At 38.4% G+C, this 14,932-nt stretch carries 11 protein-coding genes; all 11 read left to right on the forward strand.

What is annotated here, in order from left to right; all coding sequences use genetic code 11:
• The first annotated feature begins 81 nt into the window (after positions 1 to 81).
• Entirely contained in the window at positions 82 to 1,800 is a 1,719-nt protein-coding gene (locus NV377_RS21740) for an extracellular solute-binding protein (protein ID WP_258202901.1), read from the forward strand.
• Positions 1,801 to 2,150: 350 nt separating this feature from the next.
• Entirely contained in the window at positions 2,151 to 3,068 is a 918-nt protein-coding gene (locus NV377_RS21745; protein WP_258202966.1) for an ABC transporter permease, read from the forward strand.
• A gap of 13 nt (positions 3,069 to 3,081) precedes the next feature.
• A complete protein-coding gene (locus NV377_RS21750; RefSeq protein WP_373425843.1) occupies positions 3,082 to 3,981 on the forward strand; it encodes a carbohydrate ABC transporter permease in 900 nt (299 codons plus the stop codon).
• 120 nt (positions 3,982 to 4,101) lie between these two features.
• On the forward strand, positions 4,102 to 5,238 hold the full coding sequence (locus tag NV377_RS21755) for a family 8 glycosyl hydrolase (RefSeq protein WP_258202902.1): 1,137 nt from the start codon (positions 4,102 to 4,104) through the stop codon (positions 5,236 to 5,238).
• Between the two features lie 208 nt (positions 5,239 to 5,446).
• Positions 5,447 to 5,992, forward strand: coding sequence for a glycerol-3-phosphate responsive antiterminator (locus tag NV377_RS21760; RefSeq protein ID WP_258202968.1), 546 nt, complete (start codon positions 5,447 to 5,449; stop codon positions 5,990 to 5,992).
• Between the two features lie 45 nt (positions 5,993 to 6,037).
• Positions 6,038 to 7,528: a glycerol kinase GlpK gene (gene glpK, locus NV377_RS21765; protein ID WP_258202903.1), complete on the forward strand. Its 1,491-nt coding sequence runs from the start codon at positions 6,038 to 6,040 to the stop codon at positions 7,526 to 7,528.
• Between the two features lie 164 nt (positions 7,529 to 7,692).
• Entirely contained in the window at positions 7,693 to 9,378 is a 1,686-nt protein-coding gene (locus NV377_RS21770) for a glycerol-3-phosphate dehydrogenase/oxidase (RefSeq protein WP_373425846.1), read from the forward strand.
• Between the two features lie 230 nt (positions 9,379 to 9,608).
• Positions 9,609 to 10,505, forward strand: a complete 897-nt coding sequence (locus NV377_RS21775; RefSeq protein WP_258202904.1) for an aldo/keto reductase — start codon at positions 9,609 to 9,611, stop codon at positions 10,503 to 10,505.
• Positions 10,506 to 10,947: 442 nt separating this feature from the next.
• Entirely contained in the window at positions 10,948 to 12,060 is a 1,113-nt protein-coding gene (locus tag NV377_RS21780; RefSeq protein WP_258202905.1) for a sugar ABC transporter substrate-binding protein, read from the forward strand.
• 122 nt (positions 12,061 to 12,182) lie between these two features.
• A complete protein-coding gene (locus tag NV377_RS21785) occupies positions 12,183 to 13,697 on the forward strand; it encodes a sugar ABC transporter ATP-binding protein (RefSeq protein WP_308860202.1) in 1,515 nt (504 codons plus the stop codon).
• Positions 13,698 to 13,699: 2 nt separating this feature from the next.
• On the forward strand, positions 13,700 to 14,686 hold the full coding sequence (locus NV377_RS21790) for an ABC transporter permease (RefSeq protein ID WP_258202906.1): 987 nt from the start codon (positions 13,700 to 13,702) through the stop codon (positions 14,684 to 14,686).
• Positions 14,687 to 14,932 lie beyond the last annotated feature (246 nt).

Consider the following 14,932-nt stretch of genomic DNA (forward strand, 5'->3'; position numbering starts at 1 on the left):
TATAGTTACTACACTGATTTCAGCAACCTTAGCAAGCTATAATGAAAGTGCTTACAAAATAATTAAAGGGGCTGAATTAATATGAAAAAGAGATCATCGTTACGTATTGCGATACTTCTTTTACTAGCAATTATGCTGGTGGTTACAGGATGTGGAAGCAAAAGCGGTGGAGAAAAAGGTAATAACTCTAATAATGGCGGCTCAAAAGGAACTGTAGAAACGAATGGAAATGACAAACCAGAACCAGTATTAGAAAAAGTAACGTTTACTTACTTCAATGGTGGTGGCGCAGCTAAAGATATTAATACGAATGAGACAACGATTGGTAAAGCGTTAGAAGATCAAACAGGCGTTAACTTTAAGATCGAAAATCTTGTGGGAGACTTGAACACTAAGGTTGGTACAATGATCGCTTCCAAGAAATATCCTGATGTACTTATCCCTGATGCAGCGATTGATGAAGTGTTAGGTGCAGGTGGATTTATCGACTTAACAAAACTTATAGAAGAATATGGTCCTAATATTAAACGTGTGTATGGCCCTTACTTCGACTTAATGACAGCAGAAGATGGTGGTATCTACTTCTTACCATTCTCTAACGTTGTTGGTGAATATATTCCAGATCCTAATATAGGTCAAGGTGCTTTCTGGGTTCAGCGTGGCGTATTGAAAGAAGCGGGCTACCCGAAAATTAAAACGATTGATGAATACTTCCAATTAATTCGTGATTATGAGAAAAAACATGAAAGCGAAGATTTAACAGGCTTTATTTCACTAACACATGACTGGAGATTCTTTGCTACTACTAACCCTCCAATGCATCTAGCTGGCTATCCTAATGATGGCGAAGTAACGGTTGATATGACGACATTTGAAGCGAAAGTTTATTCTAATAATGATGACACAAAACGCTATATGAAGTTACTGAATGAGTTGAATGCAGAAGGATTATTTGATAAGGCTTCATTCATTGATAATTATGATCAATATTTAGCGAAATTAACTTCTGGTAAAGTACTTGGTTTCTTTGATTACGGCTGGCAAATTGGGAATGCTCAAAACGTATTAAAAGATGCGGCGAAAGCTGATCCTACGCAAGATGATCTAGTATACTTCCCACTACCAGTTACATTTGACGGCAATAAAGATCAATATCTTGATCCACCTGCTTTCGTTAAAAACCGTGGTATGGGTATTACAGTAAGTGCGAAAAACCCTGAGCGTATTATTCAATATATCGATAACCTGCTTAAAGAAGAAAATCAAATTCTAAAAAGCTGGGGAATTAAAGGCGAAACATATGAAATCAACGAAGAAGGACGTTACTACCGTACAGAAGAGCAAATCAAGAAAATTGATGAACCATTCCGTGAAAGCTTTGGATTCAAATATTATGACTGGAACTGGCCACAATATGGAACTAACTCTACACTTGCAGATGGTAATGCTTTAGCTCCTGGATTACAACCTGAAGTATTCCAAATGAGTTTGACAGCAGAAGATAAAACGATTCTAGATGCTTACGGCGTTCAAACGTATGCTGAAATGTTTGCTGCTCCTGATGATCGTCCATGGTTCCCTGCTTGGGGTATTGCGAAAGAACAAGGATCTGCTGAGCAAATCTATGAAACGAAAAAGACAGAATTAACTCGTAAATATTTCCCGAAATTAGTACTTGACCCTCCTAGCAAATATGAAAGTAACTGGGCAGAATTCACTGCAGAATTCAATAAGCTTGATACTGCGGGCTATGAAAGCTTTGTAACTGGCGAGATCAAGAAGATTATTGATGGTAACTAACTAGTCGTTAAAGTCTTTTTGAATTACCTCTTACAATGAAGGCTCAAAAAGCGGGCTTTAGGAACCAAGAAGATGGAGCGCTACTTGAGGGAGGAGGAAACGCAAGTGTACGTAATTGGTACACGCGTACCGGACTTCCCAAGTTCGTTACATCTTCGATGTCGAATAAGCTAAGAAGCCATTCAACGTTATCAAAGTCTGCTTTTTGAATTACCTCTAGTAAGTGAATTGTGGGACCATGCGATGAGTAGTAACTTCATCGCTACGGTCCCTTCTTTCAACCTGAGCAATCATAGTGAGGAGTGACGGGAATGAGTGAACTAGAAATAGTAGAGAGCCGTCCAAAGCCAATGGGAAAAATTCAGCTCTTTTTTAAACGCTGTACTCAACAGCATGCCTTATTAGTAATGACGATACCATTTCTAATATGGTTATTTATATTCAAATACTTACCCATTTGGGGTTGGACGATAGCATTTCAAAATTTTAAGCCTTCCAAAAGCTTTGGAGAACAAGAATGGGTAGGCTTTCAGCATTTTAAGTTTTTATTTGAGGATGAACGCTTCTTGCGTGTGTTACGCAATACATTAGCAATGAGTGGTATTAATCTTATCTTAGGATTTGTTACTGCCATTATATTAGCATTATTACTTAATGAGATAAGAATTATTGCTTTCAAACGTCTTGTACAGACAATTAGCTATTTACCTCACTTTATATCTTGGGTAGTTGCAGCTGGAATAGTTCAAACTACTTTGTCACCTGATGGAATTATTAATGATCTCTTAATGCGCTTTGGATTAATTAAAGAGGATATATTATTTCTCGGTATAGGGGAATACTTCTGGGGTATATTCGGTTCGGCGACCGTATGGAAAGATGTGGGTTGGAATACGATTGTTTATTTGGCGGCAATGACGATGATTGATCCTGCACAATATGAAGCAGCTGAAATTGATGGGGCAGGCAGATTTCATAGAATGTGGAATATTACTTTACCAGGTATTAAATCGGTCATAGTTGTCCTATTAATAATGAATATTGGCTACCTAATGGAGTCAGGATTTGAACCGCAATATTTATTAGGTAATGGTATGAATGTCGATTATTCAGAAAATATAGACATATTCGTCTTAAAATATGGGATAGCACAAGGAAATTTCTCGCTATCAATTGCAGCGGGAATGTTTAAGACAGTTGTAAGCTTTATATTGCTATTTACGGCTAACAATATTGCTAAGAGACTGGGAGAAGCAAGACTTTACTAGAAGGTAGGTGATTATGATGCGAACAAATTTTTCTAAAGGTGATAAAATTTTTGATTATGTCAATTATACATTATTAACATTGTTAATGATCGTAACGTTATATCCCTTCATTAATACGTTGGCAGTTTCATTTAATGATGCTAAAGATTCTATTCGAGGTGGAATATACTTATTACCCCGCTTGTTTACGCTAGATAACTATAAGTATGTATTATCCGAAGATAGTATCTTTAACGCTACATTAATCTCAGCATTGCGCACAATTATTGGTACAGTGACAACAGTATTTTGCTCTGCAATTGTCGCATATGCGATTAGTAGGCAAGAATTTGTATTGCGTAAATTTGTGACGTTAGCCTTTATACTAACGATGTATATTAATGGGGGGCTTATCCCGAACTTTTTACTTATTCGAGATTTAAACTTGCTAGATTCATTCTGGGTATATATATTCCCAGGGATCATAGGTGTGTTCAACCTTATTATTATTCGCTCATTTATTGAAGGATTACCTGATAGTATATTAGAATCTGCAAGAATAGATGGAGCAGGCGACTATCGTAACTTCTTCAGTATTGTCTTGCCGCTATGTGTTCCTGTTCTTGCTACTGTGGCTCTGTTCAGTGGGGTGTATCAATGGAACTCTTGGTTTGATGTATTCCTATATAATTCTTCGACGATAGAACTAAGTACATTACAATATGAGCTGCAAAAAATATTACAAAATTCCAACGCATCCATGACATCAACATCAGTTGATTTCATCGGAGCTGGTCAAAACTCAGGTAGAGTTACACCAACAGCGATTCGTGCCACCATGACAATAGTTGCATCGGTTCCTATTATTATGGTTTATCCATTCCTGCAAAAGTACTTTGTTAAAGGAATGATGGTAGGCGGCGTAAAAGGTTGAATTTAATTAGTAAGATATAAAGTTTTCACTGTAAAACATAAGCTTTACTCCGTTATGTTATGGATCAACGTTTAATATAATGAGTGAAACAACTTATAAAGTAGAAATGGATGATGACTGATGACAACTGTAAATAAACAAGCAGCATATGAAAGTAATCAGTATCGCAATGTTTTTGCAGAATACGGTTATACCGAAGAGGCGATTAACGAAAGGGTACAATCAACATGGGACGCATTGTTTGGTGAAGACGAAGCTACGAAAATATATTATGAATTAGGCGACGATAAAGGTTATTTATTAGATACAGGTAATAATGATGTTCGCTCGGAAGGCATGTCCTATGGGATGATGATGGCGGTTCAATATAATCAACAACATATTTTTGATCGTCTTTGGAATTGGACGTTTAACTATATGTACATGACTGAAGGTTTGCATCAAGGGTATTTTGCATGGTCCTGTCAACCAGATGGCACGCGTAATGCACAAGGTCCTGCTCCGGATGGTGAAGAGTTTTTTGCGATGGCATTATTCTTTGCTTCTCATCGATGGGGTGACCGAGAAGCCCCATATAATTATAGCGAGCAAGCACGAAATATATTACACACTTGTTTACACCAACAACAACCAGGGTTTACGATGTGGAATTTGGAGAACAAGCTAATTAAGTTCGTACCTGAAGTTGAATTCTCTGATCCTTCTTATCATTTACCGCATTTCTATGAGCTATTTGCACTATGGGCCAATGAAGAGGATAGAGTCTTCTGGAAGGAAGCTGCCAGGGCTAGCCGTGATTATATTCATATTAGTTCTCATCCTGTCACAGGATTAGCAGCAGAATATGCTTTCTACGATGGAACACCTAATCATATTCGCGGGTATGGACATTTCTTTAGTGATTCTTACCGAGTAGCGGCAAATATCGGATTAGATTATTTATGGTACGGAGTAGATGAACGTCAAGTTGATATTGCTAATCGAATTCAAGCTTTCTTTGCTAATAAAACACCTGATGATTACCGTAGATATTCTATCGAAGGTAAAGCATTTGAAGAGAAATCATTACATCCAGTCGGATTGTTAGCGACTAATGCTGTTGCTTCGATTGCTGCAAGTGGAGAGCATGCTAAGGCGGCAGTGGAACTGCTATGGAATACACCAGTACGTACTGGAGATCGTCGCTATTATGATAACTGTATTTACATTTTTGCGATACTTGCTTTAAGCGGAAACTATCGTATATGGAAACCGTAGCACAGGTGAAAAGTTAGTTATATCGTTAATTGTTGCTATTATTAATTGTTAATCCGCTAAACAACTTAGGTTCACGAGAAAATCGTGAATCTAAGTTGTTTTTTGTTACTTTAGATTAACACTGTAGACTATACGAATAGATGTGGAGCAATATATAATGTTGCTAAGTAGGAAAACAGATGATGGAAGAGGAGGTAACAACTTGTCACTGGAACTCAATCAATCTGTATTACCAGCAGTCCACAAACTGAAAGACGTCGAAGAGGTGCTAGCATCATCACACATATATATGGTGCTATTAGGTGGGCATATTGGTCAACTACAAAGTACGGTAGAACTTATCAAACAGCATGGAAAAAAGATATTTCTTCATGCTGATCTTATTGATGGTTTGAAAAATGATGAGTATGCCGCTGATTTTTTATGTCAAAGTATTAGACCGACAGGTATTATATCTACAAGAGCAAACGTAGTAATGAGAGTGAAGCAAAGGGGCTTAGTTGCTATTCAACGAATGTTTTTACTTGATTCTGATGCGCTAGAACGTGGGTATAGGCTGCTAGAGAAAACACAACCAGATTTCATTGAAGTACTTCCAGGTATTATGCCTGAGATTATTAGTGAAGTGAAGCAACGTACAGGAATTCCTGTTATAGCTGGTGGTCTTATCCGTACATCGGAACATGTCAATGAAGCTTTACAAGCAGGTGCAACTGCGATAACGACTTCAAGGAAAGATCTTTGGATGAGATGAAGTAAGCACTTTAATATATAAATACACTATGATGGAGGGATACGCATGACGAAATATATCATGTCAATTGATCAAGGGACAACAAGTACTCGTGCATTGCTAATTGATAAGCAAGGTACAATTGTTGCTATGGAACAGGAAGAACTTCCACTTATCTATCCACATCCAGGTCATGTTGAAGTGAATGCTAGTTTTATATGGGAATCAACGCTTAGCGTCATGCGAAAAGTAGTTGAGAATTCTCATGTTACTACAGAGCAGATTGAAGCGATTGGGATTACCAATCAACGTGAAACGACAGTCATTTGGGATAAGATAACGGGTAAACCTATTTATAATGGATTAGTATGGCAATCTCGTCAGACAGCTGCGATATGTGAGCAACTAAAAGCAGATGGGTATGAAACTGATTTCCGTCAGAAAACAGGTCTAGTTATTGACCCTTACTTCTCAGGAACTAAAGTCAAATGGATACTTGATCATGTTAATGGTGCTCGCGAGCTTGCTGAGCAAGGGAGATTGCTATTTGGTACGATTGATACATGGTTAATTTGGAATATGACAAATGGAAAAGTACATATTACTGATGTGTCGAATGCTTCACGAACGTTAATGTTCAATATTCATAGCCGTTCATGGGATGAACAGCTGCTAGATTTATTGAATGTGCCTGCAAGTATGCTTCCGGAAGTTAAGGCATCTTCGGAAGTGTATGGATATTTGGATGAGCATCTGCTTGGACATCTCATTCCTATCGCAGGTGTAGCTGGAGATCAACAAGCTGCCCTGTTCGGACAGGGAGCATTCAGTATTGGAAATACGAAGAATACATACGGTACAGGATGCTTCATGTTGATGAATACAGGAGAAACGCCGATCTCATCAGAACATGGTTTACTTACGACGATAGCTTGGGAAGTAGATGGTAAGCTAGAATATGCCCTGGAAGGCAGTGTGTTTATAGCGGGAGCAGCTATTCAGTGGCTTCGTGATGGATTACAAATTATTGAACATGCCTCTCAGACAGAAGAAATGGCATTAAGTGTACCTTCGTCCGAAGGGGTATATGTTGTTCCCGCATTTGTTGGACTTGGCACGCCTTACTGGAATAGTGATGTGCGCGGTTCGATATTCGGCTTAACACGTGGTACGAGTAAGGAGCATATTGTAAGAGCAGTGCTTGAATCATTAGCTTATCAGTCACGTGAATTACTTGCTGTGATGGAAAAGGATTCAGGATATAAAATAACAAGCATGGCTGTAGATGGTGGGTCAATTCATAATAACTTCCTTATGCAATTCCAAAGTGATATTCTAGGTGTGGCTATTGAACGTCCACTTATTAGTGAATCTACTGCACTTGGCGCAGCGTTCCTTGCTGGCTTAGCTGTTGGTTTCTGGCAAGGTAAAGAAGAGATTGCCGCTATCCATAAAGTTGAAAGAGTATTTTTCCCGCATATAGATGAAGCTGAGCGAGAGATATTGTTCGCCGGCTGGTTACGTGCGGTGAAGGCGGCCATGGCATTTTGTGAGTAATGATGATATACTAACGACAAGTTAATAATGGTTGGAGATATGGAGAAACCGCGAATGCCGTTCATAAATGGGCTTTAATGCCCTTTATGGAACGGCTTCTGAGGTTTCTCTTTTTTTTTTACTTATGGGAACGGACAGATTGATGAATTAGAGGAGATAAGATGATGAACAGACAGACAACTAATGAACAATTTAGCGTGTTTAATCGAGCACAAAGCTTAGAGGAAATGGCAGCTCAAAAACTAGATATTCTAGTTATCGGTGGCGGAATTACAGGAGCGGGAATTGCATTAGATGCAGCAACACGTGGATTGAGCTTGGGTCTTATCGAGATGCAGGACTTTGCAGGAGGAACATCGAGTCGTTCTACAAAGTTAGTTCATGGTGGTTTACGTTATTTGAAGAACCTCGAAATTGCTGTTGTTGCGGAAGTGGGCAAAGAACGTGAAATCGTATATGAGAATGGACCTCATGTAACAACTCCAGAATGGATGCTATTGCCCCTTTATGCTGGTGGATCTATGGGGAAATTTACGACATCGATAGGACTAAGATTGTATGATTTCCTAGCAGGTGTGAAAAAAACGGAACGTCGTAAAATGCTTAATGTCGAGCAAACACTAGCAAAAGAACCACTATTGAAAAGCGAAGGTATGAAAGGTGGCGGTTATTATGTTGAGTACCGTACCGATGACGCTCGTTTAACGATTGAAGTAATGAAAAAAGCTAGAGAACTTGGATCTATAGCTGTTAATTATACGAAAGCTGAAAGTCTAATTTATGATGCGCAGAAGAAAGTAATTGGGGTTACTGTTCGTGACTTATTATCAGAAAAAATTTATGAGTTATATGCCAATAAAATAATTAATGCAACCGGTCCTTGGGTAGATGAGTTACGGGAACAGGATGGTTCCAAAAAGGGAAAAACTCTTCGATTAACTAAAGGTGTCCATCTTGTATTTGACGGATCACGGTTCCCATTGCGACAAGCCGTATATTTTGATACATCGGATGGTCGTATGGTATTTGCGATTCCACGTGAAGGTAAAACTTACTTTGGTACAACAGACACGAATTATACAAGTGATACAGCCAATCCTGTAACAACAGAGGGTGATCGTAAATATTTGATAGCAGCAGCCAATGACATTTTCCCAAAATTGAAGCTAACTGATAAAGATGTTGAGTCTAGCTGGGCAGGATTAAGACCGTTAATTCAACAAGAAGGTAAATCCCCATCTGAAATTTCTCGTCGTGATGAAATCTTCGTATCAGAATCAGGATTAATCTCTATTGCAGGAGGTAAATTAACTGGGTACCGTAAAATGGCAGAAGATGTTGTTAATAAGACTGTAGAACTTATGAAACAAGATGGTATGAAGGAAATAAAGAATGCTACTTCTACTCGCTACATTCCAATTTCAGGTGGCGATTTTGGTGGCTCTAATAAAATGGAAGCGTATGTTCAGACTCAAGTTGCAGTTGGTGTGAAACAGGGGCTATCTAAGAAAGATGCAACATTACTTGCTAATCGTTTTGGTACTAACGTTCCAATAGTGTTGGAACTAGCTAAAGAGGCAGTCGCTTGGGGCAAACCTTTTGGACTTACAGCACTCCCAGCCATTATGTTGCAATATGCAATGAGATATGAGATGGCAGCCAAACCGGTAGACTACTTTATCCGTAGAACAGGTGATATGTTCTTCCGTATTAATGATGTTATTACATGGCGTGAGCCCGTATTACTAGCCATGAATGCTGCACTTGGATGGACGGATGAGCAATTGGCCGAGTATACTGCTGAACTAGATCGTAAGATAGATGAAGCAAAAAACTCAAACAAGGAATAGTAAGTTATCAGATTTGATTGTTTAAGCAAATCAAGTTTTAGCGCATGATCCCGCGAAGGATTTCATATATGTAGCAGTATCTCTGCATGTTATGAAAGGTTATAATATAATTAATAACTTATCTTAATGTAGTTATAGAGCTAATGAAAAATTTTAGAGAATGCTTCCGATGTAACTTTCATTGCGAAGTAGTATCTCAAGAACCTATGAAGAGTTTGGGAGGGATTATTTTGAAGTATAGAAGACTGGGTAGTACGGAATTGAATGTTTCTGTTATTGGACTTGGAACTTGGCAATTCGGTGGAGAATGGGGAATTGATTATACGCAACCAGAGGTGGATCAGATTCTTGATCAAGCACATGATCTAGGTATCAATCTAATTGATACTGCCGAATGTTATGGTGATCATCTTTCCGAACAATTCATCGGAAATTATATAAGTCGTCGCAATCGTGAGGATTGGATTATTGCTACTAAATTCGGACATGAGTTCCATTCTATCTTTTCACGTACCGATCGTTATGATGAACAAAGTGTACTTAAGCAGTTAGATGCTTCATTGAAAGCATTGCAAGTTAATTATATTGATCTCTATCAATTCCATTCTGGACCAGATGCTGCTTTTGATAATGATCAGTTATGGACGACACTTGATAAACAGATTCAAGCAGGGAAAATTCGTCATCTTGGACTGTCTATTGGTAAAAATAATAATATGCATCAAGTGGAAAATGCGACAAAGGTAGGTGCACAAACGATACAAGCAGTATATAATCGTCTTGATCGTGCTCCTGAACTAGAGGTGTTTCCATCTTGTAAATCACAAGATCTTGGCATGTTAGCACGGGTACCTCTAGCAAGTGGTTACTTAAGTGGTAAGTACAAGCCAGGTGCAAGTTTCAGTACTAATGATGTTCGTCATCGTCATGATCCTGAGCAAACAGCACTTCGCTTGTTTGAAGTGGAAAAAATAGCTCAAGAAGAAGTACCAGCTGGCATCGATATGGCGAGCTGGGCATTAGCATGGTGCCTGAAAAATGAAGCCGTTACTGCTGTAATTCCAGGTTGTAAAAATAAAGAGCAAGTGATTTCCAACGCACAAGCCGTAACATTATTGAATGAATAGTAATTAATGAATAATGTATAATCAACAGCAAAAACCGAACGATAGACGAAAAAATTAATAAAACAAGCGAAAAACTATATGTTTTTCGCTTGTTTTTTATTTTAAACTACAAAAATGTACGGAGTTAGATTATAATACAATAGTCATAAGTATTAGAATAATAAAGGATAATAAGAAATGTAAGTGTTTTTATATGGAGTAAGAATAGAAACAGAGAATTCTATAATCTGACCATTAAAGTCTAGTTTGTACTGTCTAATAAATACTAGATTGATAGATCACGCATTCTTTTTGTCGAACATGAACGAATAATATATGTCTCCTACTCTATAAACGAAAAAAATGTCATATAATAGCATAAATAGTATTGACTTAATTGAACAAATCCGATAGGATTACTAAGTATTAGATGGTATTCATTACATACAAAGGGGAGATATACATGAAACTTAGAAAATTCTATTCATCAATTGTATTATTATTAGTTGTTGCATTGGTGGTTACTGCATGTGGCGAAGGAAATAACAGCGCTACTACTGGTACTGGTAAGCAACAAGTTGAAAACCTTCCTGCTGCTTTGGTAGACAAGGGAGATATTAAAATTAAAGTTATCCGTAAAATCGGTGGTGACGATCATACTGCTCAGTTTTTAGCGGGCGCTAAGCAAGAAGGAGAATCTCTGGGATTTAAAGTAGATGTATTCTCAGCTCAAGGAGATACATTAAAATTCCACGAAGCACTTGAGCAAGCTGCTAATGAAGATATTGATGCAGTTATTATCTCACATGGTGATGATGAAGCAACGGTTGAAGAAGTACAAGCATTACGTGATAAAGGCATTGAAGTAGTTGCATTTGATTCTATTGAAGGACTAACAACTATTGAAGGTGTAACTTCTACTTCACAAAATGATGAATCATTAGCAACGTTCGCACTTGAGCATCTAGTAGCCGAAACTGGTGGCGAAGCAAAGATCCTATATTTATGGGTAGATGGTTTTCCACCAATGGTTCGTCGTAATGCAGTTTATCAAGAAGTTCTTGCTGCTAATCCCGGTATTGTTGAGTTAGATCGCTTTGGCGTTGCTAACGATAATACTTCTGTCGATACACAAAATGCAGTAGCTACACTACTTTCCAAATACCCTAAAGGTGAACTTGATGCGATCTTTGCAACTTGGGATGCGTTCGCAATTGGCGCACACCGTGCATTAGTAGAAGCTGGTCGTACAGAAGTGAAAATCTTCGGTATTGATGTTTCTAATCCTGATCTTGAAGCTATTCAAGAAGAGAACAGCCCATGGGTTTCAACTGCAGCTGTAGATCCTAAGTTAATTGGAGCTATTACTGTTCGTCTTGCAGCTAAAAAGTTAGCAGGAGAAGAAACTCCAGCGACGTATAATTTAGATGCAAATATCATTAAACAGTCTGATCTAAAAGCAGCCGCTGAACCTGTGAAAATGGATACTCTTGGTGATGTAATTTCTGGATGGGGTACTAGTGATGCTTTCCTTGAGGATTGGATGAATGATCTGAAAGAAGCTAATAAGAAGTAAGGATGTTCAAATCATCCACTCGTGTTTATGATGTAATCTTATAAAATAAACTAAGAGCGCCGCACTCTATCATGCATAGAGAGTGGCGCTCTATATCCTATTATTAAGGTAGGTGGAATAAGTTGGCGTCAGACGATCAAGTAAAGCTAGAAATGAATGAAATATCGATTGCCTTCCCTGGTGTACAAGCACTATCAGCTGTAAACTTTGCCATGAACTCAGGGACTTCACATGCTCTGATAGGTGCGAACGGTGCGGGAAAATCTACTCTAATGAAAGTATTAGCAGGAGCTTATAGTCACTACACTGGCTCAATTAAGTTAGCTGGAGAAGCAGTTAATATTCGTAACCCAAAAGACGCTAAAGATAACGGGATTCAAATCGTATACCAAGAAGTTGATACGTTATTAATTCCTAATTTGAGCGTTGGTGAAAATATTATGCTAGAGAAGCTAGTTCATGATTCTAAAGGCAAGCAATTTGTGAATTGGAAACAACTGCACAAAGATGCCTCTGTCATTATGAAGCGACTTCAGCTAGATATATCTACGAAAAAGCTCGTCCAGGAACTTACTCTAGCAGAAAAACAGCTTGTTCTTATTGCTAGAGCTATTACGATGGAATGTAAGTTTCTTATTCTAGATGAGCCTACAGCGCCGCTAAGTGATAGTGAGACATCTCGATTATTTGAGTTAGTGAATCGATTGAAACAAGAAGGAGTCGGCATTATATTCATTTCTCATCGTCTACCTGAATTATTCCAAATTTGCGATGATATTACGATATTAAGAGATGGTCAATTTGTATTATCTGCTCCGATCCAGACATTGGATCAAGCTGGTGTTGCTCAACATATGTTAGGCTCTCAACTTGGTGGTCAATTTCCTGAACGAGTTAGTAAGATAGGTGAAATTGCATTTGAAGTTGAAAATGTTGCGGATGACGATAAAGTGCATGGTGTATCGCTAACAGTACGAAAAGGAGAAGTCGTTGGCTTAGCGGGGTTAGTTGGAGCAGGTAAAACGGAACTATGTCGAATATTGTTTGGTGCAGCTCCGAAAAAACGTGGTGTCATTAAAGTTAATGGTAAAGTTTTGAGGGCTCAATCACCATATGAAGCTGTGAAAATGGGCTTGGCGATGATACCAGAGGAAAGACGTCGTGAAGGTATTTTTGTTGAGGATAATGTCGCTGTGAATTTAACGATTTCTCATCTGAAACCTCATATTACTATGAATACTTGGTTAAGTAAGGCGAAAGAAAAGATAGCAGCCAATAAAATGATCGAGAAGCTAGCGATTAAAACGCCGAATGAGAGTGCGCTTGTTGGTAATTTATCAGGTGGTAATCAACAAAAAATTGCAATAGGTAAATGGTTGCTAGCAGATGCGGATGTATATATTTTTGACGAACCTACTAAAGGTGTAGATGTTGGAGCAAAACGAGATATTTACTATCTTATAGCTGAGCTTTCTACACAAGGGAAAAGTGTTATTTTTGCCTCAAGCGAAATGAACGAAATGATCGGAATTACAGATCGGATGTATGTAATGTACGATGGAGAAGTCGCCAAAGAGCTTAATACAGCGGATACTTCAGAAGAAGAGATTATGTTTTATAGTACAGGAGGGCAATAGCAATGAGTACAGTTGGGGCAAAAAAGAAAAGTTTTCAGTGGTTCGATTTTCTATATAAATACGGAACATTAATTACAATTGCCGTATTAATTATATTTTTCGGTCTAGCTACTGACAATTTTTTCACATCTACAAACATTACTAACATATTACGATCGATCTCGATTGTAACAATTATTGCGGTTGGATTGACGGTATCGTTATCCGTAGGGGGATTCGATCTATCGGTGGGCTCAACTGCTTCATTAGCTAATGCCGTCGTTATTTCAATGTTCGTATGGCATAGTCAAAATATTGGCGTCAGCATTATTGTTGCGCTTGTAGTTTGTATTATTATTGGACTATTAAACGCCTTTCTCGTTACTAGCTTTAAAATACAAGATATGCTAATGACATTAGCGACGATGTTTGTTATTCAAGGTATTGCATTAACTTATACACGTGGTGCGACAATCTCCAAAAATATGATTATGCCTAGTGGTGATTATGCACCAGGTTCTATACCGAAAGTTTTCGGACAACTAGGGAAGGTGCCTTGGATCATTATTATTATGTTTGTCGTTGTAATACTTGTACACATTTTCCTAACGTATACAAAGCATGGACGTTATATGTATATGATAGGAGGTAATCCGGAGGCAGCTAAGCTATCAGGAATCCCTGTACGTAAATATCGTTATCTTGCATATGGGTTAGCTGCTATTTTTGCAGGTATTGGTGGTATTATTCTAGGAGCTCGTGTTATGACAGCAGAAGTTAATGCGGGTGCACCGTACTTAATGGATGCAGTAGCAGCAGCATTTATCGGGTATTCTGTACTAGGTTCAGGAAAGCCAAATGCATTCGGAACCTTTATCGGGGCAGTATTGATAGGAATCTTATCTAGTGGATTAATTATGCTCTCTGTTCCTTACTATGCGATGGATATTGTGAAGGGGTCGGTGTTGGCGCTAGCGTTGGGCATCACATACTACAAACGCAAGCACTAGAGAGGTAAGGCAAAAAGTTCGCTTGTGATTACGAAGAGTATCCTAACGTAGCAAACTCGATGGCGAATATGTCCTCCATCGAAAGCCTGCGTGTGCTCACGTACACAATACGTACGCTGTGCTACTCGTTTCCGCTGTAGGTCATCTTCTTGGTACTGACAAGTGAACTTTTTGCCCTTGATCAGAAGAGGTAAGGCAAAAATTTCGCTTGTGATTACGAAGTGTAATTTAACGTAACATACTCGA

Source organism: Paenibacillus endoradicis (assembly GCF_024721975.1).

What these genes read in the sequence shown, in the direction of transcription:
- NV377_RS21740 (WP_258202901.1), top strand. Translation starts at nt 82, where the DNA reads ATGAAAAAGAGATCATCGTTACGTATTGCGATACTTCTTTTACTAGCA.
- NV377_RS21745 (WP_258202966.1), top strand. Translation starts at nt 2,151, where the DNA reads ATGGGAAAAATTCAGCTCTTTTTTAAACGCTGTACTCAACAGCATGCC.
- NV377_RS21750 (WP_373425843.1), top strand. Translation starts at nt 3,082, where the DNA reads ATGATGCGAACAAATTTTTCTAAAGGTGATAAAATTTTTGATTATGTC.
- NV377_RS21755 (WP_258202902.1), top strand. Translation starts at nt 4,102, where the DNA reads ATGACAACTGTAAATAAACAAGCAGCATATGAAAGTAATCAGTATCGC.
- glpK (WP_258202903.1), top strand. Translation starts at nt 6,038, where the DNA reads ATGACGAAATATATCATGTCAATTGATCAAGGGACAACAAGTACTCGT.
- NV377_RS21770 (WP_373425846.1), top strand. Translation starts at nt 7,693, where the DNA reads ATGAACAGACAGACAACTAATGAACAATTTAGCGTGTTTAATCGAGCA.
- NV377_RS21780 (WP_258202905.1), top strand. Translation starts at nt 10,948, where the DNA reads ATGAAACTTAGAAAATTCTATTCATCAATTGTATTATTATTAGTTGTT.
- NV377_RS21790 (WP_258202906.1), top strand. Translation starts at nt 13,700, where the DNA reads ATGAGTACAGTTGGGGCAAAAAAGAAAAGTTTTCAGTGGTTCGATTTT.